This window comes from Aquincola sp. J276, assembly GCF_024700035.1.
GTDB lineage: Bacteria > Pseudomonadota > Gammaproteobacteria > Burkholderiales > Burkholderiaceae_C > Aquincola > Aquincola tertiaricarbonis.
Genome location: NZ_JAJONC010000002.1, coordinates 1,159,248 through 1,186,019, shown reverse-complemented (window position 1 = coordinate 1,186,019; position 26,772 = coordinate 1,159,248). Strand labels below are relative to the sequence as shown.

Below are 26,772 nucleotides of genomic sequence, written 5' to 3'. Positions count from 1 at the left end.
GCGACACACGCCCCGTCCTGCCAGTGCTCTTCGTCAGCGACCAAGTGGACCGGTCTACGGGCGCGCAGCCTGCGGTGGGCCGGCACTGCGGTTCACAGCAGCAGCCGACCGCGACGCAGGTCCGTTACCGGGGCGGCGGGCACCCCCGGCACGCAGGACAGGGTGGGCACCACCGATACGGCTGGCGCCGCCGCAGCGGCTGCATGCTTGGCGGTGCGATGCGCAGCCAGCTGGTTGACGATCCAGCGTGCCGCCTGGGGTGCGGCCAAGCTGGTGCCGTTGGCGCGGACGGTCGCGTCGCTGGTGGTGCCGCAGACCCGGATGCCGGGCTGCGACAAGCTCTCGTCGGCCATGGCGGAGATCTCGAGCGGGCGTTCGCCGGGGCGGACGCTGGCGCTGTAGAGGCTGGCCATCGGCTTGCCACCGGCATCCAGTTGCGCGGTCAAGGCGCCTGCGCGCACCGTCAGCCAGCCGGTGCCGGCGCTGTTGAGGGTGTCCTCGTCGGTCAGCCGCCCCGGCCCGCCGTGCGGCGCCAACAGCCTGGCCGCCTGCAGCCGGGCGGTCTGCCCAGGGATCACGTCGCGCTCCACCCACGCGCGCACGTTCCACGGCGCAGCCTGGTCGGTGCCCTGGTGCGTGATGACGATGGACCATTCGCCCGAGCCCACTTCCACGCGCGTGGTGCTCATGCGGGTGGCCGCCACCACCAGCAAGGCCATGCTGTGCTTGAGGCTCTGCGCCACGCGCGGAAAGCACAGCAGCCCCGCGGTCGTCGCCTCGGCCCGCGGCGGGTTGAAGGCCACGCTCGGCCAGCGCTCCACCTTCAGCACCTGGCCCAGCGGCGAGCGTGCGGTGATGGCGATCTCGTGCTCCCCGACGAAGCCGCCCTGCGGGTCGTCGTCCCTATCGAACCAGATCTCCAGGTAGGTCTCGATCGGCTTGTGCGGCGGCACCAGCAGCCTCAGCTCGGTGGATTGCCCGTGGCGCAGGCCCAGGTGCTCGAAGTGGCGGCCACCGGGCCTGCGTTGCAAGGCATCGGGGCTGTCCAGCACCCGCGCGGTGCCGTACGAGTTGCCCGCGGCCAGCACGATGGCCATGGCCGGGTGCGCGCCGGCCAGTTCATCCATCGCCGTCTCCAGCAGTGCGGTGCCGTCATGGGCCGAAGTCACGCCGCCATAGCTCAGGTTGGCCACCAGCGGTATCGGCGGATCGCCTTCGGGCGCCAGGGCTTGGGAGGCGTTTGCCAGGTAGCGCAGGCCGTCCAGCGCACGCACCACCATCCAGCGCGAGCCGCCGACGTTCACCTGTTCCCTCGGGAACTGCACGACGGCCAGGGGTGCGGTGGCGGCAGCGTCGTCGGCATCCTCGCGGCGGAAAGGCACGCCGTCGTCGCCGGCCGCCTGCAGTGCCGCTGTGGTGGTGTGCACCGGCAGGCGCGATGGCCGGCCGGCCAGCAGCCCGATCACGGCCGCGGCATGCGTCATCCGCGACAGCGGCTGCGCCTGCAGCGCACGGGGATCCTGGTAGACGGCCTCCTCCTCCACGTGGCCGCCGTGGGTGTGGGCCAGCGCGATGGTGTCCAGGCTGCTGGCGGTGCGCTGCCGGCCATACAGGAAGTCGGGCGGTGGCGGGTCGTCCAGGTCCGTTGCATCGTCGATGCGCGACGTCTGGTCCCACAGGCATTGCACGCGGGTGCCGCCGCCTTCCTTGCGCAAGGCGGCATGGGCGAAGGGGCAACCATCGTCCAGCACGCCAATCAGCACAGGCGGTGGCGGTGGCGGAGGTGGCTCGGCTGGCGGGTGGCCGGGTTTCGGGAGCTGATCTGGACGCTTCACGGCCTGTGCGGGCTGGTTGGCGCGCGGCCGCGGGAATCCGATCTGCACCCTCTTCACGGCGGGGTGCACCATCAGGTTCAACACCTGCTCGCCCAGCTCGCGCATGTCGCCGGTGCGGCTGTCGATGCGCACGGTGACATGACGGGCCAGCCGCAGGCTGCCGGGCATCGGCCGGCAATACACCGGCGGCACCGAGGCCCCGAGCTCCTGCAGGTTCAGCAGGCTGATGAAGTCGACCGCGTCGGGCGGAGCGCCCTTCAGCTCCACCAGAAAATCGAGCACCGGCGTCACCTCGCCGCTCTTGAAGAACTGCCGGAACAGCGTCTGCAGGGCCCAGGCGGCATAGGGGTCGATGTGCTTGCCTGCGCGGGCCTCCGCCAGCCAGCGCGTGAAATCGACGGCGCCCTGCAGGTTGCGCGCGGGCCCCTGGGAGGTCGGTTTCGAGGGTTGCTTGTCGGGCTGCGGGTCCATCATTGCCACTCCTGCTCAGCCCGCGACCACACCGTGTGCAGCAGGCTGCGGCCATGGCTGCCGTCGACCAGCCCTTCGTCCAGGTGGGGCGCCAGCCGTACGGCCGCCTTGTTGGCGGCGAAGTAGGCGCTGGACGTGTTGGGGCCGTCCATCACCTCGCTTCGGTCGAAGGCGGAGGCGAGGGCGGGGTCGTCGGGCTCGAGTCCTGCGCCGCCGAAGTGCCGCGGCACCCAGCCAGGCATGGCGGGCCGGGCCGGCTGGCAGCGGTGGATGAAGTATTCGGCCAAGCTCTCGGCCACCATGCGCCCGGCTACCGAGTCCAGATGGAAGTGCACGCCCGCCACCACCCGGTTGCTGGCGATGCGCGTGGCCAGGCGCTGCAACGGCCGGTCGATGGCGGCCACCGGCCGGCCTGCACCGGTGGCGATGGCACCCAGCAACCGCGCCACCAGGAAGGCTTCCAGCGCATGGCCGCTGGGAAAAGCCTCGAAGCGCCGGGGTCGGATGACGGGGATGATCGCCGGCCAGTAGGTGGCCGGGCGAGGGCAGGCCAGGTACTGCTTGACCGGCTGCAGCACGTGGTAGGCCAGCCGCACCGCCAGCGCCAGGATCTCCAGCGTGTGTGGATGGCTCGTGGGGTTGAGGTCCATCACCGGCGACCAGTAGCGCCAGGGCACGCCGAGCTGGCTGTTGATCTCGCCGATGCGCTCGATGCGCAGCTCCGCCCACTGCTTGACGAGCACCAGCTGCTCGCCCTCGAACACCGCGCGCCCCGGGCGCGAGATGCTGAACACCGGATACAGGTGGCCTGTGACGCAACCACCCGTGCCGCCGCAGGCCGACGCCGGCTGCAGGTCCACATGCTCCATGCGCACGCTGCCCATGTCGTCGGCACGCAGCCGGATGCCGTTCATCAGCTCGGCCAGCAGGTCGATCTGCCGGATGTCGGACGCATAACGCGCAAAGCGCAGCGTGGAGGAGGGCCGCGGCAGTCCGTCGGCGATGGCGTCCTGGAAGGCGATGGGCGGGCTCCAGCGCATGTCCGGCGCGTCCAGCCCGCCGATCAGCGCCTCGCGGGTGTAGACGTGGCCAAGCGTGGCGCCGCCGTTGCCGCCGGGCAGCAGCGAAGCGAAAGGACCCAGGCCTGCGCCGGCCGACCGCATGCCGGCACCGCTGGAGGGCCAGTCGCCCTCCCCCTGTTGGCCCTGCTCCCCTTGCTCGCCCTGCTCGCCCTGTTCGCCTTGCTGTCCTGACATGGTCGTCCCCCGCGTCGTGTGTGTTCAGGCCGCCGGCAGGCCGGCGTCCTGCAGCGCTTGCGCAAAGCGCAACGTCTTGTCGTCGCCCGGTGGCACGCGGGCCAGGTAGGTGCGCACCGTGAAGTGCGGCTCCACGGCCAGCAGCTGGCGCACCGTCTCGGCAGCGGCCTCGCCCTGGCCGGACAGTGCCTGCGCTATCGCCATCGAGCGGTAGGCCGAGCCATGCGTGCCGTTGGCGGTGATGGCGCGCTGCGACAGCGCAATGCAGCGCTGCAGGTCGCCCGCCCGCAGGGCCGCGGTGGCCGACAGCGCGTCGTAGTAGTGGCGCATCGGATCCACCGGCGCGAGGCCGAGCGCAGTCTCGCTGGCCGCCAGCGCCGGCTGCGCCGCGTCCAGGAAGCCATGGGCCACGCCGCTCATCAGCCAGGCCAGCGAGTCGTTGGGGTCGTGCTTGAGCGCCTGCAGGTACAGCGCCTGCGCTGCGCCGGCGTTGCGGCGCACGCCGGCCTGCACCGAGCCCGCCATGGTCAGCGCCAGGGCCGAGCAGGGGTCGCGGTCCAGCGCCTGCTCGCTGTAGTACTCCGCCTGTGCGCCATCGCGGTGGCTGTTGTCGCTCCAGCCCTGAACGACGCGGAAGACGTGCCACCTCGCCAGCCAGGCCATCGGCTCGGCATGGCGCGGCGCCCGCTGGCTGATGGCTTCCAGCAGCTCGCGCGCGCGCAGGAAGTCGCGCAGCGCGAAGCGGTGCAGCATGTCGATGGCCGACAGGTACATCGTGTGCATCGCGAGGTTGGGCAGCGGCCGGCCGGATGCAACGGCCTGCTGCTCGACGCGCAGGATGCGCTGGCTGACCGCATGCACCACCGTGCCCAGCAGCTCGCTTTGCGGCGACAGCAGGTCGTTGGAGGGCGCGCTGTCCTGGCTGTTCCAGATCGGGTCCGGGGTGCCGCGCCGCCACAGCGTGGTGTCCAGGTGCACCTGGCCGTGGCCGTCGGTGCGGGCCGCCACCTCGCTGGACAGCGTGGGCTCCAGCACATAGTCCGCACGCATCAGCGCATACACCTGCTGCCGCGGCAGGACGCGACCCTTCAGTGCGCGGCATGACAACGCCGACACCACATGCATCGCGTTCGAGCGGCTGAACATGCGGATCAGCTGGTCGGTCGCGATGTCCGCCAGGTCGGCGCGGGCGCCATCGGGCAGCGCCTGCACCGGCATCACCACCAGCGTCGGCTTGAGCCGCATGCGCGCGGCGATGGCTTCGTCCAGCGCAGCGGGCAGCGGCGGATGCTGCGGCCGGTGCCGGAAGATGCGCACCGCTTCATCGACGTGCTTGAGCCAGCAATCGCCCATGTCATGCAGCAGGCCGTCCAGCGGCGGCACCAGCTCGTCGCGCACCGGCGACGACATCAGCGTGTCGCCGGGCTGGCCCAGCGCCGCGATGCGGGCCGCCAGGTTGACGCCGGCGCCGTACAACGCATCGGCATCGGCCAGCAGCGTGGTGCGGTGGAGACCTGCACGCAGGCTCAGCGACGGCGACTCAGGGCCCTGGCCGGCCGACTGCGCTGCCAGCACATGCAGCTGGCAAACGCAGCGCAGTGCGCTGCCGGTATCGGCGAAGGTGAGCAGGAGGCCGTCGCCGCGCCGCTCCGCCACGCGGCCACCATGGGCCGGCACCACCTGCGTCGCGGCAGCGTCCAGCAGCGAGCGGATGCGCCGCACCGCCTGCAGTTCGTCGACCTGCATCAGCCGCACCGATTCGACGACATCGACGAAGGCGATGGTCGCCGCTTCCGAGCGCAGCTCTGACGGGGTGATTGACATGGCGGCCACTGTGCAGCGCTTCTCCGAGCCGATGTGCATGGCTGTGGTATCGCATGGGCCGACGGCTCAGGTCGTCCTCAAATCTGATGAGCGGGCGTCGAAGGCGACTGCCGCGATGCCCTCACGCAGCCACCGGCTCGAACACCCCCTCCAGCCGGTCTTCCAGCTCGTCGCTGGCCTTGCGCAGCGCGGCCAGCGTGTCCGCATCGGGGCGCCAGTAGGCGCGTTCGCTGGCTTCCAGCAGGCGGTTGGCCACGCGCGACGAGGCGGTGGGATTCAGGCGCGCCAGGCGGTCGCGCATCACCGGGTCGAGCAGGAAGGTCTCGGTCAGCTGCTGGTACACCCAGGGATGCACCTGGCCGGTGGTGGCCGACCAGCCCAGGGTGTTGGTCACGTGCGCCTCGATCTGGCGGACGCCTTCGTAGCCGTGCTGCAGCATGCCTTCGTACCACTTGGGATTGAGCATGCGGGTGCGCGTCTCCAGCGCCACCTGCTCGCCCAGCGTGCGCACCGTGCCGTCGCCGCGGGTCTGGTCGCCGATGTACACCGGCGGCGGGGCGCCGGTGCCGACGCCCCGCTCCCGCCGCGCGCGCTTGACCGCGCCGGTGATGCCGCCCAGCGTGTCGAAGTAGGTGTCCACCGTGGTCACGCCCAGCTCCACCGAATCCAGGTTCTGGTACGTCAACTGCACGTCGGCCAGCACGCTCTTGAGCAGCGCGGCCTGCAGCTGCGGCCGGCCGTTGCGGCCGTAGGCGAAGCCCTTGCGGCGCGCGTAGCACTCGGCCAGTTCGTCCTCCTGCTGCCAGCTGCTGCTGTCCACCAGGTGGTTGACGTTGGCGCCGTAGGTGCCTTCGGCATTGCCGTACACCCGCAGCGCGGCCGTCTCCAGCGTGCAGCCATGTTCCTGCTGGTAGGCCAGCGCATGCTTGCGGATGAAGTTCAGGTCGGCCGGTTCGTCGGCTTCGGCGCACAGCCAGGCGGCATCGGCCAGCAGCTTGATCTGCAGCGGCATCAGGTCGCGGAAGATGCCCGACAGCGTGATCACCACGTCGATGCGCGGCCGGCCCAGCGCGGCCAGCGGCACCAGCGTCGCCCCGGCGATGCGGCCATAGCCGTCGAAGCGCGGCAGCGCGCCCATCAGCGCCAGCGCCTGCGCGATGGGAGCGCCTTCGGTCTTCAGGTTGTCGGTGCCCCACAGCACCATCGCGATGGATTCGGGCAGCGGCTGGCCGTCGGCCCGGCAGCGGTCCAGCAGGCGCTGGGCCTGGGCTGCGCCGTCCTTCACCGCAAAGGCGCTCGGGATGCGGAAGGGATCGAAGCCATGCAGGTTGCGGCCGGTGGGCAGCACCGACGGCGTGCGCAGCAGGTCGCCGCCCGGGGCGGGGCGCACGAAGCGGCCGTCGAGCGCGCGCAGCAGCGCGGGCAGTTCGCCGTTGTCGGCCAGCAGGCGGTTGGACTCGGCCAGCTCGGCCAGCCAGGCGGCGTCGGGCGCTTCGCCCAGCGTGTCCATCTGCTCGGCCAGCGCCTCGGCGTCGCCCTGCACCAGCGCCTCGATGAGCGTCCGCGGCGGCGGCGTTCCGCGCGCGGCCTCGGCCATCGCCAGCAGCGTGTCGGTGCGCTCGGCCAGCGTAGGCGCGCGGCCCAGCACATGCAGGCCCTGCGGGATCAAGGTGTATTCCAGCTCCAGCATGGCCTCGGCCAGCCGCAGCACCTGGGCTTCCACCTGGTCGGCGGGCCAGGCGGGCTGGGCCTCGCACAGGTTCAGCGCGGCGGCCTGTGCCTGCAGCATGACGGCGAGGTCGGCGCGCTCCGTGGCCTCGCACGAGTCGGCTCCCTGCGGCGCGCGCCAGCGCTCCACCGTGGCCTTGAGCGCCAGCAGGCCGCGGTACAGGCCGGCCTGCGCGATCGGTGGCGTCAGGTAGCTCACCAGCGTGGCGCCCGCACGGCGCTTGGCCAGCGCGCCCTCGGACGGATTGTTGGAGGCGTAGAGATAGAAGTTGGGCAGGTCGCCGATCAGCCGATCCGGCCAGCAGGCGCCCGACAGGCCGGTCTGCTTGCCGGGCATGAACTCCAGCGCGCCATGGGTGCCGAAGTGCAGCACCGCATCGGCGCGGAAGTCTTCGCGCAGGTAGCGGTAGAAGGCGGAGAACGCATGCGTCGGCGTCATGCCTTTGTCGAACAGCAGGCGCATCGGGTCGCCCTCATGGCCGAAGGCCGGCTGCACCGCCACCAGCACATGGCCGAACTGCCGGCCCAGCACGAAGATGGACCGGCCGTTGCTCAGCTGCCGGCCCGGTGCCGGGCCCCATTGCGTCTCGATCTCGCGCAGCCAGCGCTCGCGCTTGACATGCTCGTTGGCAGGGATCAGCGCATGCACGTTGGCATCGGCGCCGTACTGCGCGGCATTGCCGGCCAGCAGGCTGTCGCGCAGCGCATCCACCGTCACCGGCACGTCGACGGTATAGCCCTCGGCCTTCAGGGCGGCCAGCGTGCGGTGCAGCGACTCGAACACCGACAGGTAGGCCGCGGTGCCGGTGCTGCCCGCATTGGGCGGGAAGTTGAAGATCACCAGCCCCAGCCTGCGGCGCGCGCGCTCGCTGCGGCGCAGCGCCACCAGCTTGTGCACGCGCGCGGCCAGCGTCTGCGCCCGCTCGGGGCAGCTGTGCATGTCCTGCGCATGGCTGGTGGCCTGGAAGGTGCAGCGGTGGTGGCAGCCCTGGCACACCACGCCTTCGGCGCCGGGCCGGCCGCCGAACACGGTGGGGCCGGTGGCGCCGTCCAGCTCGGGGATGGCGACCATGATGGTGCTTTCCACCGGCAGCAGGCCGCGTTCGCTGCTGCCCCACTGGTCCAGCGTCTGGAACTCCACCGGGTGCGCCGCGAGGTAGGGCACGTCGAGCCGGGCCAGCATCTCCTCGGCCGCCTGCGCATCGTTGTAGGCCGGCCCGCCCACCAGCGAGAAGCCGGTGAGCGAGACCACCGCGTCCACCGTCGCACGACCGTCCTGGAGGAAGAAGCGCTCGATCGCCGGGCGCGCGTCCAGCCCGGCCGCGAAGGCCGGCCGCACCTTCAGGCCGCGGGCCTCCATCGCGGCGATCACGCCGTCGTAGTGCGCGGTGTTGCCGGCCAGCAGGTACGAGCGCAGCAGCAGCAGGCCGACGGTGCCGGCCTCGGGCATGGTGGTGGTAGTGACGGGCGCCGGCGCGGGCAGCAGCTCGGCCGCATCGGCCAGGCGTGTGGGCAGCCGCGGGTGGTACACGCCCAGCTCCGGGTACTCGACCGGCGCGGCGGCGGCCAGCATGCCGCGCAGATGGCGGCGCGGGCCGTCGGCATAGCGGTCGACCAGCGACAGCACCATGTTCAGCACGTTGTCCTGCGAGCCGCCCAGCCAGTACTGCAGGGTGAGGAAGTAGGCCCGCAGGTCCTGCGCGGTGCCGGGCACGAAGCGCAGCAGCTGCGGCAGCCGGCGCAGCATCTTCATCTGCGCCGCGCCGCCGCTGGCCGGCGGCTTGCCGTTGGCGGCGGCCTTGCCGCGCAGCCGCTTGAGCAGCGCCATCGGGCCGCTGGCCGGCTTGGCCATGTCCAACTTGCCTAGGCGAGTGAGCCGCACCACCTCGCCGGCGGAAATGGCGCAGACCATCGCGTCGCACTGCGCGCGCCGGGCCAGCAGCGCGGGCATCACCGGCAGGAAGTGTTCTTCCATGAACAGCATCGTCGCGATGACGATGTCGGCCTGCCCGATGTCGGCGATGCAGCGCTCCAGCGCGGCGGGGTGGGCCGCCCAGTCGGAGGCCGCATGCTGGCTCAGCACCAGCCCGGGCAGCTGCCTTCGCAGCGCGGCACGCGCCCGGTCGGTGGCGCTGGCGAGATGGGTGTCCATCGTGACGATGACCACCCGGTACGGCGTGAGGTCGGCAGTGCGGGTGGGCTTCGTCATGGCCTGAATCTAGGCCTGACATAAGGCAGTGTCAATACAACATGACACTTAGCCGGTGACGAATCAGCCGACAGGCTGCGTGTCCATCAACGATTCCGCTTCGGCCGGCAATGCGCAGGCTTGCTCGAAGCTCAACATCCCGCGATGCAGGTAGCCGGCGAGGTTGTTGCGGAATGCGCTGCGCCAGGGCACCGATGCAGCCCATTCAGGCTCCCGGTCGAGCACCGTCCCGGCGCAAGCGGCTATGGCGCTGCCTGGCGTTCCTCCCGCGACCGCAGCCCCCAGCGCCACAACCCCTCGCTCGGCAGCGGCAGCACCAGGAACCAGTGCTCGACCACGCCCAGCGTCAGCAGCGCGGCTGCAAAGACCAGCGCCGTCTCGTCGAAGCGGCCATGGCCGCCCTGCAGCGCGGCCTGCCACACCGCCAGCGTGGCGGCGGTGGCGGCGATCACGGAGACGGGGAACAGCCGGTTCATCGGCCGCTGGCGGAAGTAGCTGTGCACGTAGACCAGGTGCGCGGGCAGGAAGCTCTCGTTGAGATTGCGCACACCCAGGAAGACGTTGAGCTTGGTGCTCTGCCGCATGCACCACAGGGCCACGAAGGTCCAGGCCGCCGTCTGGTTGGGCTGGCCCCAGCTCAGGGCCAGCACCGCCGCGCCCAGCACCAGCAGCGCCAGCTCGTGGTACAGCACCACCTCGAAGGCGTGGGCCGCGCGCCGCCATCGACGGGCGGTCGGCGGGCAGGGCGTTCGCCGCGGGCCGGTGACGTAGCCGAGCAGGAAGGCCACCTCCTGCCAGGCCCACACCATCAAGGCGGAGGTGAAGGCCAGGTAGGCGCCGGTGACGCGGGTGTCGTCGGCGGTGGCGGCCACGCCGCACAGGGCCACGCCCAGCATCACCGTGGCCCACAGCATGGTCCAGCGGTGGCTGGCGCGCGGCAGGCCCACCAGCCACAGGATCACGCCCGTGCTGAACCACCACGCGAACAACGTGTACAGGATGGGCCCGGCATGCCGCATCGCGTGCTGCCCAGCGCTGCGAATGCGCGTTACCAGGCCGGCGCCACGCGCACCTGCGCCGGCAGCGCATGGCGCTGGACCGGCTGCAGGTACAGCCGCGCGAAGGTGAATGCCGCCTGCGCCGCGCAGCCCGCCTGCTGCAGCTTGCCCACCAGCCCGCCGCGGGCCTTGGCCGCGTCCATGCGGGCCTGCAGCGCGCACAGCCGGTCCAGCCCGCGCAGGAAGGCCGGGCCCTCCACGTCCAGCGAGATCGGGAACACCTGCTTGCTGATCTCGGTGGTGATGCGGAAGACGGTGAGGTCATAGGCCGTCGGGTCCAGCCCCATCGCCTGCTTGAGCGCGGGCCGCGCGTGGTCGCGCACGTACATCGTGGCGTACACCGCCAGCAGGAAGAAGCGCACCCACAGCAGGTTGCCGCCGCGCAGCAGGTGCGGGTGGGCGCGCAGCAGCAGCGCGAAGGATTCGCCATGCCGGAATTCGTCGTTGCACCAGCGCTCGAACCAGCGAAAGATCGGATGGAAGCGCAGCTCCGGGTGCCGCTCGAGCTGGCGGTAGATGGTGATGTAGCGCGCGTAGCCGATCTTCTCCGACAGGTAGGTGGCGTAGAAGATGTACTTGGGCTTGAAGTAGGTGTAGGCCTTGGTGCGCTTCAGGCTGCCCAGGTCCACGCCCAGGCCGTAGTCCTTCAGTGCCGAGTTGATGAAGCCCGCATGCCGCGATTCGTCGCGCGCCATGTAGCGCATCAGCTGCTTGATGTCGGGGTTGGTGCTGCGCTTGAAGATCTCGTTGTAGAGCACGCAGCCGGAGAACTCCGAGGTGAGCGAGGACACCAGGAAGTCGAGGAACTCGGCGCGCAGCTCCGGCGTCCAGGTGGGCGTGAGGGCGGCCACCTCCTCGATGAACTGCGCATTGCGCTGGAAATGGTCGTGGTTGTTGTCGCCTTCGTACTCGGCCAGCATCGCGTCCCACTCGGCGCGCAGCGGGCTCACGTCCAGCTTGTCCATCGCCGCGAAGTCGGTGGTGTAGAAGCGCGGGCTCAGCATGCTGGAGGCGCGGGCGCGCTCGATGGCCTGCTCGGGGCTGTGGAGGGCGGTGTCCATCATGGTCGGTTCTCCTGCGCTCAGGGCGTCGTGCGGGGTGGGGCCGGCAGCAGGCGCACGAACACGCCGGCGTTGGTTGGCCCGAAGGCTTCGAGGTCGATGCGGCGGCCGGTGCTGGGGTCTTCCAGCGTCAGCCGGCCGTCGTTGCGGGCCATCAGCCGGAAAGGCGGCTGCGGGCCGATCTGCTGGCGCTTGCGGTCGCGCACCAGGCCGCGCACCGCGCTGCGCAGGAAGCCGTTGGTGCCGGGCGCCACGGTGTCGATCAGCTGGCCGGTGTCGGCATCCCGCACGGCGATGCCGCCGCCGGGCAGGTCGTCGAAATGCAGGCTGCGCGCCTGCAGCGCGGGTGCGGGCAGGTCGGCGCTGCCGCCCATGCCGGTCAGGCGCACCGCGGCCACGCCGATCAGCGTGACCAGCACCAGCACGCCGAGCGCGGCCAGCGGCAGCCGCGGCGTGGCTTCATGGTGCAGGCCGGCGGGCAGGCTCATGGCAGTTGCCTAGACGAGTTGCCCGAACGCGCCCGGCTGCGCCGCGGGTGCGGCCTGCTCCGGCAGCGTCGGCCGTGGTTTCGGCTGGGCCGGGGCGTCGACGGCCAGCGCCTGCTGGGCCTGCACCAGCAGCGCAGCCACCTCGGCCACCCGCGGCAGCGCCCGCAGCATCGGCTGCGCGCGGCGCAGCTGCCACGGCCGCACATGCGGCCACAGGTGCAGCCAGGCGATGCGGTCGGTGCCGGCCAGCTGCAGCGCGATGTCGCCGTGGCCGCGGCGGCCGCGGCGCAGGCCGGCGGCCGCGATGCGGGCATGCGGCAGGTTGAAGGTGACGGTGAGCACGATGCCCACGCGCATCACCACCCGCCGGCTGGTGAGGGTGTAGACGGTGCTGCGCGCGCTCAGCCAGGCCATCAACGCCACCACGCCCAGGCCCAGGCCGGCCAGCAGCACCGGTGGCGCCATCAGCTTCAGCAGTGACAGCGTCGGCGTGGCCGCGGCCAGCAGCTCGGCCAGGCGCCAGGCCAGCAGCAGGCCGAAGTACAGGCCGATCTTGCGTAGGTGGAAGGCCTCGCGGGCCAGCGTGGGCCAGTGCGGGCTGCCCTGCCACAGCAGCCGTTCGTCGGCGGGCAGCGGCTCGGGCAGGCCGGGCGCGGCCTCGAACTCATGTTCGGCGGCGGGCTGCAGCGTGGCGGGCAGCGCGCCCGCCGCGCGGCGCGGGGCCGGTGCGGTGGGTGCCGCCACGCGGGCACGCAGCGTGGTCACAGCAGCGGCTCCGCACGACGCGGCGTGGCGTACAAGGTGCCGGCGCCGTAATAGGCCATCACCTTCTCCTCTTCCAGCATGGTGATGCGGTCGGGATGGCGCAGCAGCGGCACCCCCGCGAACTGCGCGCCCAGGATGGAGCGCACCTCCACCCGGTTGGCCTTCACGCGGGCGAAGTTCATCGGCAGCAGCACGGAGCTGGCAGCACCCGGCACCTGCAGCTCCAGGTAGCGGAACAGCATCTCGGCCTGGTCCACCCACAGGTCCAGCACCTCGCCGCCCACCGCGCCGTCGGCGCCGATCACCGGCAGGCCGCGCGGGTCGGGGTCCTGCGGGTCGATGGTCAGGGCGGGCAGCGCGCGCAGCGGCAACAGGCGGGGCTGCAGGTCGGCGGTGGTGTCGACGATGTCGGGCCGCTCGGCCCAGGCGCCGGGGCCGACGCCCGCGGTCATCGGGTCGCCTTCGGGCTCGATGGGCGCGCCCAGGAAGCGGCCGGTCAGCCGGGCCCGCTCGGGCGCCACCGGCAGCGCGCGGGTGGGCACCGTCACCGTGCGGCCGTCGCGCAGGTGGTAGGTCTTGGGGCGGGGAATGGGCGGGTAGCCCTGCACGTCGATGCGGCCGCCGGAGCGGTCGGACTCCAGCGGATAACCCTCGCGCTTGTTCTCCTGGTGCAGGTAGTAGACGAGGCCCGCGAAGAAGATCCAGAAGCCGTAGAGCGTGAGCTGGGCCACGTCGATGTACTGCGTGATGGCGCCGGTTTGCATGAGGTGTCTCCTGCGTGAAGAGGAAAGCGTCAGCCCGGGAACTCGGCCAGGCCGAAGGGACGCGGCGCGGCCGCGGGCGGGCCCGGGCGCACGGCCTTGACCAGCGGCCCGATGGCCGCCAGCGTGGCGAACAGCAAGGCGATCTCGAGGTGGTAGACGAAGCTGTAGCCGATGGCCGGCCCGGTGAGCGCCGGACCCAGCGCACCCTGCGCAGCCAGGGCCGAGATGCCGTCGCGCAGCGCCCCGCCCAGGCCGATGGCCAGGCCGCCGGCGGTGGCCTGCACCGCACCCCAGGCGCCCAGCGCCAGGCCGTTGTGGCCGGCCGAGAGCGCCATCGCCGCGATGAGCGTGCCCACGCCGAACAGGCCGCCGCCGAAGCCGATCAGCAGCACGCCGGCGCGGAACAGCAGCGGCGATTCGAGCGGCGCGGCGAAGATCACCGCGGCAAAGGCCACCACGCCGGCCAGCGCGCCCATGGCGGCCAGCCGGTAGGCATCGGCGCCGCGCTGCAGCCAGCGAGCCGCCAGCCCGAAGGCCAGCAGCGCGCCCGTGGCCAGCACCGCGGTGAGCAGGCTGGTGGCGCCCACGCCGAGGTGCATCACCGCGCCGCCGTAAGGCTCCAGCACGATGTCCTGCATGTTGAAGGCCGCGGTGCCCAGGCCCACCGCCACCAGGAAGCGGCGCACGGCCGGCTGGCCGGCGAAGGAACGCCAGGCCTGGCGGAACGAGGGCGGTGCGGTTGGCGCGGGCCGCCGTGCGCCACGCGGCTCCTGCTTCCACAGCGCGACGATGTTGAGCAGCATGGTCATCAGCGCCGCGCCCTGCACCACCTGCACCAGCCGCACATGGCTGAACTCGCGCAGCAGCGCGCCGAAGGCCAGGCTGCCCACCAGCATGCCCACCAGCAGCATCACGTACATCAGCGCCACCACGCGCGGGCGGGTGGCCTCAGGCGCCAGGTCGGTGGCCAGGGCCAGGCCGGCGGTCTGCGTGGTCTGCAGGCCGGCGCCCACCAGCACGAAGGCCAGCGCGGCGGCGGCGGTGCCCACCCAGGCCGGGCCGTGCAGGTCGGCCGCGTCGGACGACAGCACCAGCAGCGCGAAGGGCATGATGGCCAGGCCGCCGAACTGCATCAGCGAGCCGAACCACAGGTAGGGCACGCGGCGCCAGCCGAGCGCGCTCCAGTGCGTGTCGGACTTGAAGCCCACCAGCGCGCGCCACGGCGCCAGCAGCAGCGGCAGCGCCACCATGCTGGACACCAGCCAGGCCGCCACCTGCAGCTCCACGATCATCACGCGGTTGAGCGTGCCCACCATCAGCGCGCTGGCCATGCCCACCGACACCTGGAACAGCGCCAGGCGCAGCAGCCGCCGCAGCGGCAGGTCGGGCGAAGCCGCGTCCGCGAAAGGCAGGAAGCGCGGGCTGACGTGCAGCCACGCATTCGCGATCCTCTTCATCGCCGCAGCTCCAGCGCCTGCGAGGTGTAGAAGCCGCTGGCGATGCGCTGGGTGCGGTCGGTCTGCCAACCTTGCAGTGCCGGCACTTGCCTGATCAACCGATGCAGCTTCTCGCCGCGCACCGGCTCGATGGCCGGGGCCCGGTCGCCGCGCGGGAAGAGGCGGCCCAGCGCATGCATCGCGGCCAGCGCCGGGCTGCTGGGCGCATAGGTGAACAGCATCGAGCCGCGCACGCGCGGCGCCAGCCGCTGCAGCGCTTCCACCGCCTGTGGCGCGGTGTAGTGGATCAGCGAGTCCATCAGCACCACATGGTCGAAGCGGCCCAGCGAAGGGCTGAGCATGTCGCCCGAGCGGAAGTGGATGCGGCCGTGCAGCGCGGTCGGCACGCGCTCCCGCGCCAGCGCCACCAGCGTGGGCGAGAGGTCGATCGCCAGCACTTCGGCGCCGCGCTCGGCCGCGGCCATGGCCAGCGCGCCGGTGCCGCAGCCGGCGTCCAGCAGTCGCAGCCCGTGCAGGTCGCCGGGCAGCCAATCCAGCAACAGCGCGCGCATGCGGTCGCGGCCGGCGCGCACCGTCGCGCGGATGCGGCCCACCGGGGCGTCGGAGGTCAGGCGCGCCCAGGCCTCGGCCGCGGTGCGGTCGAAGTAGTGCTCGATGCGGCCGCGGCGCTGGGTGTAGGTGTCGGTGCTCATGGTCAGAGGCGCTCTCAGTCGAAGCCCAGCAGGTCGAAGATGTCGCGGTCCTTCATCGGCGTGCATTCCAGCGGCTCGGTGCCCAGCCACAGCGCGGCGGCCAGGCGCAGGTACTCGGCCTGCACCGCGGCCAGCTCGGGGCTGTCCTCCATCTCGAACAGCGTGGCCTTCTTCAGCCGGCTGCGGCGGATCACGTCCAGGTCAGGGAAGCGCGCCATCGTCTTCAGCCCGATGCGGTCATTGAACTTGTCGATCTGGTCGGTGGCCGCGCTGCGGTTGGCGATCACGCCGCCCAGCCGCACCTTGTAGTTCTTCGCCTTGGCGCCGATGGCCTGCACGATGCGGTTCATCGCGAAGATGCTGTCGAAGTCGTTGGCGGTGACGATCAGCGCACGGTCGGCATGCTGCAGCGGCGCGGCGAAGCCGCCGCACACCACGTCGCCCAGCACGTCGAAGATGACCACGTCGGTCTCCTCCAGCAGGTGGTGCTCCTTCAGCAGCTTGACCGTCTGGCCCACCACGTAGCCGCCGCAGCCGGTGCCGGCCGGCGGGCCGCCGGCTTCGACGCACATCACGCCGTTGTAGCCGGGGTAGACGAAGTCCTCGACGCGCAATTCCTCGGGGTGGAAGTCCGCCGACTCCAGCACGTCGATCACCGTGGGCATCAGCTTCTTGGTGAGGGTGAAGGTGCTGTCGTGCTTGGGGTCGCAGCCGATCTGCAGCACCCGCTTGCCCAGCTTGCTGAAGGCCACCGACAGGTTGGACGAGGTGGTGCTCTTGCCGATGCCGCCCTTGCCATACACCGCAAACACCTTGGCGGTGCCGATGGACACCGACGGATCGAGCTGCACCTGCAGGCTGCCCTCGCCGTCGGGCCGGCGCGGGGTCTTTAGCGTCGGGAAGGGCAGGGTGGTGGTTTCGGTCATCGGGTGTCCTTGGTGTCATCCGGTCAGCGGCTGAAATGCGCCTTGGCCTCGTACAGCGTCTCGACGGTGATGGTCATCAGCCCGCGGTCGACGGCATAACGCTCGGTGTTGCGGCGGGCCTTGCCACGCACGAAGAAGGGCACGCGGTGCAGCTCCTTCTCGGCTTCGGGCGCCCAGGTGGCGGCCGCGTCCTGCGGCTCCTGCTGCGCGTCTTGTTGCGGCAGCACCGGCGGCGGCGCGGCGGCATGGCCCAGGTGCGAGGCGGGCGCGTCCTCATGGAATTCGAAGTCGCCGCGGAACATGCCCAGCAGGTGTTCCTCCAGGCCCATCATCAGCGGATGCACCCAGGTGTCGAACAACACGTTCGCGCCCTCGAAGCCCATCTGCGGCGAGTAGCGCGCCGGAAAGTCCTGCACATGCACCGGCGCCGAGATCACCGCGCAGGGGATGCCCAGCCGCTTGGCGATGTGGCGCTCCATCTGCGTGCCCAGCACCAGGTCGGGCTGGGCGGCGGCCACGGCGGCTTCCACGTCCAGGTAGTCGTCGGTGATGAGCGGGGCCACGCCATGCAGCGCCGCGGCCTCGCGCACCTCGCGTGCGAACTCGCGGCTGTAGCTGCCCAGGCCCACCACCTCGAAGCCCATCTCGGTGGCGGCCACCCGGGCCGCGGCCACCGCATGGGTGGCATCGCCGAACACGAACACCCGCTTGCCGGTGAGGTAGGTGGAATCGACCGAACGCGAATACCACGGCGCGCGCGAAGCCTCCTCCCGCACCGCGGCCGGCACCTCGATGCCGGCCAGCGCGGCCACTTCGGCGATGAAGGCCTGCGTGGCCTGCGCGCCGATCGGGATGGTCCTGGTGAAGGGCTGGCCGAACTGCCGCTGCAGCCAGCCCGCGGCCTGCTGTGCCACCTCGGGGTACAGCACCACGTTGAAGGCGGCATCGCCGAGCCGGGCCAGGTCGGCGGGCGTGGCGTCCTGCGGCGCGGTCACGTTGACCGGGATGCCCATGCGCTGCAGCAGGCCGGTGATCTCGCGCACGTCGTCGCGGTGGCGGAAGCCCAGCGCGGTGGGCCCGAGGAGGTTGCAGCCGCTGCGGGGCGCGCCTTCGGCCGGCTTGCGGGCCAGCCCGCGCACCAGCTGGTAGAAGGTCTCACTGGCGCCGTAGTTCTCCTTGCGCTGGTACGAAGGCAGCTCCAGCGGGATCACCGGGATCGGCAGCGCCATCGCCTGCGCCAGGCCGCCGGGGTCGTCCTGGATCAGCTCGGCGGTGCACGAAGCCCCCACCAGCATCGCCTGCGGCTGGAAGCGCGCATAGGCATCGCGCGCCGCCTGCTGGAACAGTGCGGCGGTGTCGCCGCCCAGGTCGCGGGCCTGGAAAGTTGTATAGGTGACTGGCGGCCGCCGCCGAGAGCGTTCGATCATCGTGAACAGCAGGTCGGCATAGGTGTCGCCCTGCGGCGCATGCAGCACGTAGTGCACGCCGCGCATCGCGGTGGCCACCCGCATCGCGCCCACATGGGGCGGGCCTTCGTAGGTCCAGAGCGTGAGTTGCATGGTGCGGCCCGGGGGATGCGTTCAGGCCGCGGCCAGCAGCGCGCGGCGGAGCAAAGGGCGGGCGAACAGGCCGGCCAGGTCGGCGGCCTGCTCGTAACCCTGGATGGGCGTGAACACCAGCTCGATCGACCACTTGGTGGCAAAACCCTCTGCCTCCAGCGGATTGGCCAGGCCCAGGCCGCACACCACCAGGTCGGGACGGGCGGCGCGGCAGCGGTCCAGCTGGCGTTCGACGTCCTGCCCTTCGGACAGCACGGTGCCGGCGGGCAGCAGCGCCAGTTCCTCCGCCAGGTGCGCGCGGTGCAGGAAGGGCGAGCCTACCTCGGTGAGCTGCATGCCCAGCTCGCGCGACAGGAAGCGCGCCAGCGGCACCTCCAGCTGCGAATCGGGGAAGAAGAAGATGCGCCGGCCGGCCAGCCGTGCGCGGTGCGTCGCCAGCGCATGCTGCGCGCGCTCGATGGCCGGGCCGGTGGCCTGCGCAAAGCGCGCCGCGCTCACGCCGAAGGCCGAAGCGGCGGCCTGCAGCCAGGCCGTCGTGCCTTCCACGCCCAGCGGAAACGGCGCGGCGATGCGCGTGGCGCCGCGTTCTTCCAGCGCCCGGGCGGTATCGGCCAGGAAGGGCTGTGCCAGCAGGTAGCGCGTCTGCGGCCCGACCGAGGGCATCGCCCCCGCGCGGCGTGCGGGCAGGAACTGCACCGGCCCGATGCCCAGCGCCGCGAACAGGCGCTTGAATTGTTCTTCCACCACATCGGCCAGCGCACCCACCACCAGCAGGCCAGGCTGCGCGGTGGCCTCCAGCGTGGGCACCAGCGCGGCCAGGCAGGCGTCTTCGCCCTGGGTGAAGGTGGTCTCGATGCCGCTGCCCGAATAGTTGAGCACCCGTACCTGCGGCATGAAGCGCTGGCCCAGCCGCTGCGCGGCGCGAGACAGGTCGAGCTTGATTACCTCCGAAGGGCAGGAGCCCACCAGGAACAGCAGCTTGATGTCGGGCCGGCGCTGCAGCAGCCGGGTGACGACGCGGTCGAGCTCGTCGTTGGCGTCGGCCAGCCCGGCCAGGTCGCGGTCGTCGATGATGGCGGTGGCGAAGCGCGGCTCGGCGAAGATCATCACGCCTGCGGCCGACTGCACCAGGTGCGCGCAGGTGCGCGAGCCCACCACCAGGAAGAAGGCGTCCTGGATCTTGCGGTGCAGCCAGATGATGCCGGTGAGGCCGCAGAACACCTCGCGCTGGCCGCGTTCGCGCAGCACCGGTGCGGTGCTGCAGCCGGTGTCGGCCATCGCCGTGGCGATGGGAATCATGGCCGCCCCGCCGCCTGGGCCGCCTGATGCCCGGCCGACCGCATGCCCTCGGCCTGCTGCTGCAGCCGCGCCGCGCGCAGCTTGAGCAGGAACTGCGTGGCATTGATGGCATAGCTGGCGTAGGCCGCCAGCGCCAGCCCCATCAGGCCCTGGCTGCCCAGCCAGCCGAAGCCCAGCGCCAGCAGGTAGGCGGTGTGCAGCGCCAGCACCAGCATGCTGAACACGTCTTCCCAGTAGAAGGCGGGTGCGAACAGGTACTGCCCGAACACCGCCTTTTCCCACAGGCAGCCGGTGACCATGATGGCGTAGAGCAGCAGCGTCTTCAGCACCACCGACACCGTGGCCACCTGCTCGCCCTGGCCGGTGGCCAGGAAGCGCAGCACCAGGCCCAGGCTCACCAGGAACACCAGGAACTGCAGCGGGGCCAGCAGCCCCTGCACCAGGGTCCAGGCGCTGCGGTCACGCCGCCAGCGTTGTTCCGGCGTGTAGAGCGGGGCGGCGGCGGAAGGGTTTGCAGTGGCCATGCGGCAAAGACTAGGGCGCCGCCTGCAGAGTGTCAATCCAGATTGACGTTCTTCGGGTCTGACACTACGCTGCCAGCCATGGGGATACAAATTGAGAAATGCTTGACGGCAATGGGCGTTCCCGCTGACAGTTCGCGCGGACCCTGCTCTTGCTTACCAACACGACACACAAGACAGTCAACCACCGGGCACCAACAGGTCCACCTCAGAAGCAGCTGCTTCCTTCCGAGACCCGACGCGCTCGACCCACGAGGAGACACGTGGTGCAGACGTATACAAGGAACCTGTTCGGTGCGCCGCCCGCGGCCGCCCAGGAGGGCGTGAGCTCGGCGCTGCCATGGGGTGCGGCCGAGCAGCCGGCCCCCGACACCCTGAGCCCGATGGACCGCGCCGCCTCGCTGTTGCGCACGATCGAGACGCAGATCATTCCGCGCCTGCTGCTGGCGCATTGCCACCACGACAGCGGTGCCTCCCACGAGAGCAGGCCGCTGCCGCACACCGGGCCCGCCGAGGTGGCCACGCTGACCGACATCGTGCTGGGCCGCCGGCCCGGCTCCGCCGCCGAGTACATGCGCGCACGCCGTGCCGAGGGCATCGAGATCGAGGCCCTGTACCTGGACCTGCTGGCGCCCACCGCGCAGCGCCTGGGTGCGCTGTGGGAGGCCGACCTGTGCGACTTCACCGAGGTGACGGTGGGCCTGTGGCGGCTGCAGCAGCTGGTCAATGAATACAGCAGCGCCTTCCAGCGCACCGAGCCGCGGCGGCGCAGTCCCTGGCGCGCCCTGCTGGCGCCGGCGCCGGGTTCGCAGCACAACTTCGGCCTGCTGATGGTGGTGGAGTTCTTCCGCCGGGCCGGCTGGGACGTGTGGGCCGATCCGGGTGCGGGTCTGCCGGAGCTGACACAGGCGTTGTCCAGTGGCTGGTACGACATCATTGGCCTGTCGGTCGGCAGCGAGTGCCATGCCGACGGCGTGGCATCGGCTATCCTCGCGCTGCGCCGGGCGTCCTTGAATCCGGCGGTGGTCGTGATGGTGGGTGGACCGGTTGTCAACCTGCTGGACGACTTCGCGGTGAAGGTGGGCGCTGACGCCATGGCGTCCGATGCCCGCGCCGCCGTCGCCGAAGCCGAACGTCTGATGGCCGCCCGCGCGGCGGCCGTCCCCTGAATCCGTCCACCCACCCGCGCGCCTTCCAGCGCCGATCGAACAAGGCCTCATGAACCTCGCAGGCGTGCCGAACGTGACCCCTTTCGACGCTCCCGAGCAGTTGCTGGCGGACATCGACGCACGTTCCACCGCCGCGCTGATCTCCGCCGCGGCCGACGTGGCGCTGGTGATCGACGGCCAGGGCGTCATCCGCGACGTGTCCATCGGCAACGACGAGCTGGTGTACGAAGGCAGCGCTGAATGGGTGGGCCGCCACTGGCTGGAGACCGTGACGGTGGAAAGCCGGCCCAAGGTGCTGGCCATGCTGCGCGATGCGGCCAGCATGCGCAGCGGCCACACGCCGTGGCGCCAGGTGAACCACCCGGCGGCGGGCACGGCCGGCGTTCCGGTGATGTATTCGGCGGTGCAGTTCGGCGACCAGGGCCGGGTGGTGGCCGTGGGCCGCGACCTGCGCACCGTCAGCACCCTGCAGCAGCGGCTGGTGGATGCGCAGCAGGCCATGGAGCGCGACTACCTGCGCCTGCGGCAGGCCGAGGCCCGCTACCGGCTGCTGTTCGAGACGATCTCCGAGCCGGTGGTGGTGCTGGACGGCAGCAGCCATGCGGTGGTGGAGATCAATCCGGCAGCCGCGCGGCTGCTGGGCGACGGCCCGCGCCGCATCGGCGGCCGCCCGTTTGCCGATGCGCTGGCCCCGGCCAGCCGCCAGGCCGCGGCGGACCTGTTCGCCAGCGTGCGGGCCACCGGCCGCGGCGACGAGATCCGCGTGCAGGCCGCCGAGGGCGGGCCGGCGCTGCAGATGTCGGCCACGCTGTTCCGCCAGGACGGTGCCTCGCTGGTGCTGGTGCGGCTGCTGCCCACCGCCGCCGAGGGCGCCGCCCCGGTGGCCGCGCCGGCCGAGGCCGCGCTGCTGCGCGCGGTGGACAGCGTGCCCGACGCCTTCGTGGTGACCGATCCTCAGGGCCGGGTGCTCACCGCCAACACCGCCTTTGCCGAGATGGTGCAGCTGCCTGCCGGCGAGCGGCTGCAGGGCCAGTCGCTGGACCGCTGGATGGGCCGCACCGGCGTCGACCTGAACGTGCTGCTGGGCTCGCTGCGGCAGCACGGCGTGGTGCGGCTGTTTCCCACCACCCTGCGCGGTGCCTACGGGGCCACCACGCAGGTGGAGATCTCGGCCGTCTCGGTGCCGCAGGGCGAGCCGCCCTGCCTGGGCTTCACCATCCGCGACGTGGGCCGGCGCCTGGCGCCTGAAGCCCGTACGCACCGCGAGCTGCCGCGCTCGGCCGGCCAGCTGGCCGAGCTGGTGGGCCGCGTGCCGCTGAAGGACATCGTGGGCGAGACGGTGGACCTGATCGAGAAGCTGTGCATCGAAGCCGCGCTGGAGCTCACGCGCGACAACCGCGCCTCCGCCGCCGAGATGCTGGGCCTGTCGCGCCAGAGCCTGTACGTGAAGCTGCGCCGCTACGGCCTGGGCGACCTGGGCGGCGTGGGCAGCGACCAGGCGGCGGCGAACAATGCGAGTTCGGGGGACAAGGCGCCGGGGTAACTCGCGCTTTGCGGCCGGCGGATCAGCCCACGAAGCGCGCTGCGCGCGCCGACCTCGGCGCTGTGCTCCTCGCCACTTCAAAAATCGCCCCACCGGGCACCGCCCCCCGCACGCCTCTGCGCAGACCGCACACACGCAGCAAAGCGCCAAAGCGCGACTGCAGCAGGTGTAAATCTCAGTTGACACAAACGGCCGTCACACCGAAAGTCAGCGCATGACACGCCCTGACCTGTCGGCCGTGACCGAGCTGCTGAAGCCGATCACCTGGTTCCCACCGATGTGGGCCTTCGGCTGTGGCGTGGTGGCTTCGGGCGTCTCCCCGCAGGGCCGCTGGCCGCTGGTGGCGGCGGGGGTGCTGCTGGCGGGTCCGCTGGTGTGCGCCACCAGCCAGGCCGTCAACGACTGGTTCGACCGCGAGGTGGATGCGATCAACGAGCCGCAGCGGCCGATTCCCAGCGGCCGCCTGCCCGGGCGCTGGGGTCTGTACATCGCCATCGGCTGGACGCTGCTGTCGCTGCTGGTGGCGCTGGCGCTCGGGCCGGTGGGGCTGGCGGCGGCAGTGGTGGGGCTGCTGCTGGCCTGGGCCTACAGCGCGCCGCCGCTGCGGCTCAAGCGCAATGGCTGGTGGGGCAATGGGGCCTGCGCGCTTTGTTATGAGGGCTTGGCCTGGATCACCGGCGCGGCGGTGATGGCTGCGGGCGTGGGGCTGGATGCACGCTCGCTCTGGCTGGCGCTGCTGTACAGCGCCGGCGCGCACGGGATCATGACGCTCAACGACTTCAAGTCCATCGAGGGCGACAGCCGCATGGGCATCGGGTCGCTGCCGGTGCGGCTGGGCGTGCGGCGCGCGGCCGTGGTGGCCAGCGCGGTGATGGCCGCGCCCCAGGCCGCCGTCATTGCGCTGCTGCTCGATTGGGACCAGCCGGCGCATGCCGCCGGCGTGGCCGCGCTGCTGGCCGCGCAGCTGCTGATGATGCGGCGCTTCGTCGCGCAGCCGCTGGCGCGGGCGCTCTGGTACAGCGGCTTCGGCGTGCCGCTGTACGTGCTGGGCATGCTGGTCAGCGCGTTTGCGCTGCGCGCCGCCGGGGCTGCGCCGTGACGTCGGCGGACAAGCCCTTCGGCTGGCTGCAGGTGGTGCGGCTGGGCCTGGTGCAGGCGGCGCTGGGCGGCCTGGTGGTGCTGATGACCTCCACGCTCAACCGCGTGATGGTGGTGGAGCTGGCGCTGCCGGCGCTGCTGCCCGGCGTGCTGGTGGCGCTGCACTACCTGGTGCAGACCAGCCGCCCGCGCATGGGCTGGGGCAGCGACGTGGGTGGCCGTCGCACGCCGTGGATCGTCGGCGGCATGGCGGTGCTGGCCAGCGGCGCGATGCTGGCCTCGGCCTCGGTGGCCTGGATGCCGGTGCATCGCACCGGCGGCGTGCTGCTGGCGTTCGCGGCCTTCGTGCTGATCGGCCTGGGCGTGGCGGCCTGCGGCACCACGCTGCTGGTGCTGCTGGCCAAGCGGGTGCCGGCGCCTCGCCGCGCCGCGGCGGCCACGACCGTGTGGCTGATGATGATCGTGGGCTTCGCCGTCACCGCCGGCACCGCGGGCCACTTCCTGGACCCGTATTCGCCCGCGCGGCTGCTGGCGGTCACTGCGGTGGTCGCCGTGCTGGCGGTGCTGGTGGCACTGCTGGCCACCTGGGGGCTGGAAGGGCCGGCCCCCGCGGCGGCGGCCGCCGCGCCCGGCCCGCAGCCGCACGCTCCGGCCGGTGCCGGCCTGCGCGCCTTCGGCAGCGCGCTGGCCGAGGTGTGGGCGGAGCCGGCGGCACGGCGCTTCACCGTCTTCATCTTCGTGTCGATGCTGGCCTTCAGCGCGCAGGACCTGATCCTGGAGCCGTTCGCCGGCACGGTGTTCGGCTTCACGCCCGGTCGCTCCACGCAGCTGTCGGGCGTGCAGCATGGCGGCGTGCTGGTGGGCATGCTGCTGGCGGCGGCGGCCGGCAGCCGCTGGCGCGGCCGGCAGTTCGGCTCGCTGGCGGGCTGGACGGCGGGCGGCTGCATCGCCTCCGGCCTGGCGCTGGGCGGGCTGGTGCTGGCGGGGCTGTCGGCACGGCCCGGCATCCACCCGCTGGAGGCCAACGTGTTCCTGCTGGGCGCGGCCAACGGCGTGTTCTCCATCGCCGCCATCGGCTCGATGATGCGGCTGGCCGGCGAGGGCCGGCCGGGCAGCGAAGGCGTGCGCATCGGCCTGTGGGGCGCGGCGCAGGCCCTGGCCTTCGCGCTCGGCGGCCTGGTGGGCACCGGCGCCAGCGACCTGGCGCAGGCGCTGCTGGCTTCGCCCGGCATGGCCTACGCAGCGGTGTTCGGCTGCGAGGCGCTGCTGTTCCTCCTGGCGGGCTGGCTGGCCTGGCGGCCGCTGCCCGCTGCCGGCAGCGCCCGCGCGCTGCCTTCACCGATGCAGGTGTCCACATGATGCTGAGCGACCTGTACTACGACGCAGTGGTAGTGGGCGGCGGGCCGGCGGGGGCCACTGCCGCCGACGACCTGGCCCGTGCCGGCCACCGCGTGCTGCTGCTGGACCGGGCGGGCCGCATCAAGCCCTGTGGCGGTGCCATTCCGCCGCGGCTGATCGCCGACTTCGACATCCCCGAGCATTTGCTGGTGGCCCGGGCCACCGCGGCGCGCATGGTGTCGCCGGCCGGCCGGCAGGTGGACATCCCCATCGAAGGCGGCTTCGTCGGCATGGTGGACCGCGAGGTGTTCGACGAATGGCTGCGCCAGCGCGCCCAGGCGCATGGCGCGGTGCGCCGCACCGGCAGCTTCGAGACGCTGCAGCCCACCGCCGACGGCATGACGCTGGTGGCCTACCGCGATGGCCAGGGCCTGCGCCAGGTGCGCACCCGCACCGTCATCGGGGCCGACGGCGCACGTTCCGCGGTGGCGCGGCAGGCGGTGCCGGGCGCCGCCAAGGGCCGCTGCGTGTTCGCATACCACGAGATCGTGCGCACGCCGCAGCCGGCGCCCGCGGGCTTCCGCGGCAGCCGCTGCGAGGTGCATTACGACGGCCGGCTGTCGCCCGACTTCTACGGCTGGGTGTTCCCGCACGGCGACACCGTGAGCATCGGCACCGGCAGTGCCGACAAGGGCTTCTCGCTGCGCGGCGCGGTGCAGCGGCTGCGCCAGTCGGCGCAACTCGACGGCGCGCAGACGCTGCGCCGCGAAGGCGCCCCCTCCCAATGAAGCCGCTGCCGCGCTGGGACGACGGCCGTCACGTGGTGCTGGCCGGCGATGCGGCGGGCGTGGTGGCGCCGGCCTCGGGCGAGGGCATCTACTACGCGATGTTGGGCGGCCGCTTTGCCGCCAGCGCGGTGGCGCTGTGCCTGAAGACGGGCGACGGCCAGGCGCTGGCCAGTGCCCGCAAGGCCTTCCTGCGCGAGCACGGCCGGGTGTTCTGGGTGTTGGGCATCATGCAGCGGTTCTGGTACGCCAGCGACAGGCGCCGCGAGCGCTTCGTCAGCATGTGCCGCGACCGGGATGTCCAGCAACTCACCTTCGACGCCTACATGAACAAACGACTGGTCCGCGCGCGCCCGCTGGCGCATGTGCGCATCTTCTTCAAGGACGTGGCCCACCTGCTCGGGTTGGCGCGCGTATGACGGGACGGCCGCTGTGGAAACCTCTTTCGGTGGCGGTGCTGGGCGCGGTGGCGCTGTCGGTGCTCGGTGGCCTGGCCACCGACATCGGGCCCTGGTACCGCGGCCTGGCCAAGCCCGCGTGGCAGCCGCCCGACTGGCTCTTCGGCCCGGTGTGGACCACGATCTATGCGCTGGGCGTGGTGGCCGCCGTGCGGGCCTGGCGCGCGCCGGTGCAGCAGCCCGGGCGCGGTGCGCTGCTGACGGCCTTCGGTGCCAACGGCATCGCCAACGTGCTGTGGAGCGTCCTCTTCTTCGCCATGCGCCGGCCCGACTGGGCGGCCTTCGAGGTGGTGCTGCTGTGGTTGTCCATCGCCTGGCTGATCCGCGTGGCCGGCCGGCGCGACCGCCTGGCCGGCTGGCTGCTGGCGCCCTACCTGGCCTGGGTGAGCTTCGCGGCCGTGCTCAACCTGACGATCGTGCGGCTGAATCCGCCGTTCGCCTGAGCCGTTGAAGGCGATGCACATGGCC

23 protein-coding genes are annotated in these 26,772 nt (G+C 71.9%); 7 read left to right on the top strand and 16 right to left on the bottom strand.

Translation table 11 applies throughout. From position 1 onward, the window contains the following. Positions 1 to 92: 92 nt before the first annotated feature. From LRS14_RS23395 to bchF, 16 genes are all read right to left on the bottom strand, one after another. Positions 93 to 2,306 (bottom strand): hypothetical protein, encoded by a 2,214-nt coding sequence (locus tag LRS14_RS23395; RefSeq protein ID WP_257801318.1) that lies wholly within the window; start codon positions 2,304 to 2,306, stop codon positions 93 to 95. Beyond that, the gene (locus LRS14_RS23390) at positions 2,306 to 3,562 is read right to left on the bottom strand and encodes a phosphatase PAP2 family protein (protein ID WP_257801317.1); all 1,257 of its coding nucleotides are present in this window, start codon (positions 3,560 to 3,562) and stop codon (positions 2,306 to 2,308) included. Before LRS14_RS23390 ends, LRS14_RS23395 begins: the two co-directional genes overlap by 1 nt. 24 nt (positions 3,563 to 3,586) lie before the next feature. After that, positions 3,587 to 5,386, bottom strand: coding sequence for a hypothetical protein (locus tag LRS14_RS23385; RefSeq protein ID WP_257801316.1), 1,800 nt, complete (start codon positions 5,384 to 5,386; stop codon positions 3,587 to 3,589). Positions 5,387 to 5,507: 121 nt separating this feature from the next. Beyond that, positions 5,508 to 9,323 carry a magnesium chelatase subunit H gene (locus tag LRS14_RS23380; protein WP_257801315.1) on the bottom strand — a complete coding sequence of 1,272 codons (3,816 nt, stop codon included), beginning with the start codon at positions 9,321 to 9,323 and terminating at the stop codon, positions 5,508 to 5,510. Between the two features lie 63 nt (positions 9,324 to 9,386). Next, on the bottom strand, positions 9,387 to 9,548 hold the full coding sequence (locus LRS14_RS23375; protein ID WP_257801314.1) for a hypothetical protein: 162 nt from the start codon (positions 9,546 to 9,548) through the stop codon (positions 9,387 to 9,389). 17 nt (positions 9,549 to 9,565) lie between these two features. Beyond that, entirely contained in the window at positions 9,566 to 10,342 is a 777-nt protein-coding gene (puhE, locus tag LRS14_RS23370) for a putative photosynthetic complex assembly protein PuhE (RefSeq protein ID WP_257801313.1), read from the bottom strand. Positions 10,343 to 10,371: 29 nt separating this feature from the next. After that, complete coding sequence (acsF, locus tag LRS14_RS23365; RefSeq protein WP_257801312.1) at positions 10,372 to 11,445, bottom strand: magnesium-protoporphyrin IX monomethyl ester (oxidative) cyclase; 1,074 nt, start codon at positions 11,443 to 11,445, stop codon at positions 10,372 to 10,374. A gap of 17 nt (positions 11,446 to 11,462) precedes the next feature. After that, positions 11,463 to 11,930 (bottom strand): photosynthetic complex assembly protein PuhC, encoded by a 468-nt coding sequence (puhC, locus tag LRS14_RS23360; RefSeq protein WP_257801311.1) that lies wholly within the window; start codon positions 11,928 to 11,930, stop codon positions 11,463 to 11,465. A 9-nt stretch (positions 11,931 to 11,939) separates the two neighbouring features. Continuing rightward, the gene (puhB, locus tag LRS14_RS23355) at positions 11,940 to 12,695 is read right to left on the bottom strand and encodes a photosynthetic complex putative assembly protein PuhB (RefSeq protein ID WP_257801310.1); all 756 of its coding nucleotides are present in this window, start codon (positions 12,693 to 12,695) and stop codon (positions 11,940 to 11,942) included. After that, positions 12,692 to 13,459 (bottom strand): photosynthetic reaction center subunit H, encoded by a 768-nt coding sequence (gene puhA / locus LRS14_RS23350; RefSeq protein WP_046114966.1) that lies wholly within the window; start codon positions 13,457 to 13,459, stop codon positions 12,692 to 12,694. Before puhA ends, puhB begins: the two co-directional genes overlap by 4 nt. Before the next feature lie 29 nt (positions 13,460 to 13,488). Next, entirely contained in the window at positions 13,489 to 14,916 is a 1,428-nt protein-coding gene (locus tag LRS14_RS23345; RefSeq protein WP_257801309.1) for a PucC family protein, read from the bottom strand. Next, entirely contained in the window at positions 14,913 to 15,608 is a 696-nt protein-coding gene (gene bchM, locus LRS14_RS23340) for a magnesium protoporphyrin IX methyltransferase (protein ID WP_257801308.1), read from the bottom strand. Before bchM ends, LRS14_RS23345 begins: the two co-directional genes overlap by 4 nt. A 14-nt stretch (positions 15,609 to 15,622) precedes the next feature. After that, positions 15,623 to 16,534 carry a ferredoxin:protochlorophyllide reductase (ATP-dependent) iron-sulfur ATP-binding protein gene (gene bchL / locus LRS14_RS23335; protein ID WP_257801307.1) on the bottom strand — a complete coding sequence of 304 codons (912 nt, stop codon included), beginning with the start codon at positions 16,532 to 16,534 and terminating at the stop codon, positions 15,623 to 15,625. A gap of 23 nt (positions 16,535 to 16,557) precedes the next feature. Continuing rightward, on the bottom strand, positions 16,558 to 18,093 hold the full coding sequence (gene bchB / locus LRS14_RS23330) for a ferredoxin:protochlorophyllide reductase (ATP-dependent) subunit B (RefSeq protein ID WP_257801306.1): 1,536 nt from the start codon (positions 18,091 to 18,093) through the stop codon (positions 16,558 to 16,560). 21 nt (positions 18,094 to 18,114) lie between these two features. Next, positions 18,115 to 19,392 carry a ferredoxin:protochlorophyllide reductase (ATP-dependent) subunit N gene (locus tag LRS14_RS23325; RefSeq protein ID WP_046114961.1) on the bottom strand — a complete coding sequence of 426 codons (1,278 nt, stop codon included), beginning with the start codon at positions 19,390 to 19,392 and terminating at the stop codon, positions 18,115 to 18,117. Then, on the bottom strand, positions 19,389 to 19,916 hold the full coding sequence (bchF, locus tag LRS14_RS23320) for a 2-vinyl bacteriochlorophyllide hydratase (protein ID WP_257801305.1): 528 nt from the start codon (positions 19,914 to 19,916) through the stop codon (positions 19,389 to 19,391). Before bchF ends, LRS14_RS23325 begins: the two co-directional genes overlap by 4 nt. Before the next feature lie 263 nt (positions 19,917 to 20,179). On the opposite strand from bchF, the gene LRS14_RS23315 reads away from it, so the two are divergent. From LRS14_RS23315 to LRS14_RS23285, 7 genes are all read left to right on the top strand, one after another. Then, positions 20,180 to 21,082, top strand: coding sequence for a B12-binding domain-containing protein (locus tag LRS14_RS23315; RefSeq protein ID WP_257801304.1), 903 nt, complete (start codon positions 20,180 to 20,182; stop codon positions 21,080 to 21,082). A gap of 49 nt (positions 21,083 to 21,131) precedes the next feature. Beyond that, entirely contained in the window at positions 21,132 to 22,625 is a 1,494-nt protein-coding gene (gene ppsR / locus LRS14_RS23310; protein WP_046114959.1) for a transcriptional regulator PpsR, read from the top strand. Positions 22,626 to 22,839: 214 nt separating this feature from the next. Further along, positions 22,840 to 23,724: a chlorophyll synthase ChlG gene (gene chlG, locus LRS14_RS23305; protein ID WP_257801303.1), complete on the top strand. Its 885-nt coding sequence runs from the start codon at positions 22,840 to 22,842 to the stop codon at positions 23,722 to 23,724. Next, positions 23,721 to 25,082, top strand: a complete 1,362-nt coding sequence (locus tag LRS14_RS23300; RefSeq protein ID WP_257801302.1) for a BCD family MFS transporter — start codon at positions 23,721 to 23,723, stop codon at positions 25,080 to 25,082. Before chlG ends, LRS14_RS23300 begins: the two co-directional genes overlap by 4 nt. Further along, positions 25,079 to 25,849: a geranylgeranyl reductase family protein gene (locus LRS14_RS23295; RefSeq protein WP_257801301.1), complete on the top strand. Its 771-nt coding sequence runs from the start codon at positions 25,079 to 25,081 to the stop codon at positions 25,847 to 25,849. The genes LRS14_RS23300 and LRS14_RS23295 overlap by 4 nt, the downstream gene beginning before the upstream one ends. After that, positions 25,846 to 26,265: a hypothetical protein gene (locus LRS14_RS23290; protein WP_257801300.1), complete on the top strand. Its 420-nt coding sequence runs from the start codon at positions 25,846 to 25,848 to the stop codon at positions 26,263 to 26,265. Before LRS14_RS23295 ends, LRS14_RS23290 begins: the two co-directional genes overlap by 4 nt. After that, positions 26,262 to 26,747 (top strand): TspO/MBR family protein, encoded by a 486-nt coding sequence (locus LRS14_RS23285; RefSeq protein ID WP_257801299.1) that lies wholly within the window; start codon positions 26,262 to 26,264, stop codon positions 26,745 to 26,747. Before LRS14_RS23290 ends, LRS14_RS23285 begins: the two co-directional genes overlap by 4 nt. Positions 26,748 to 26,772 lie beyond the last annotated feature (25 nt).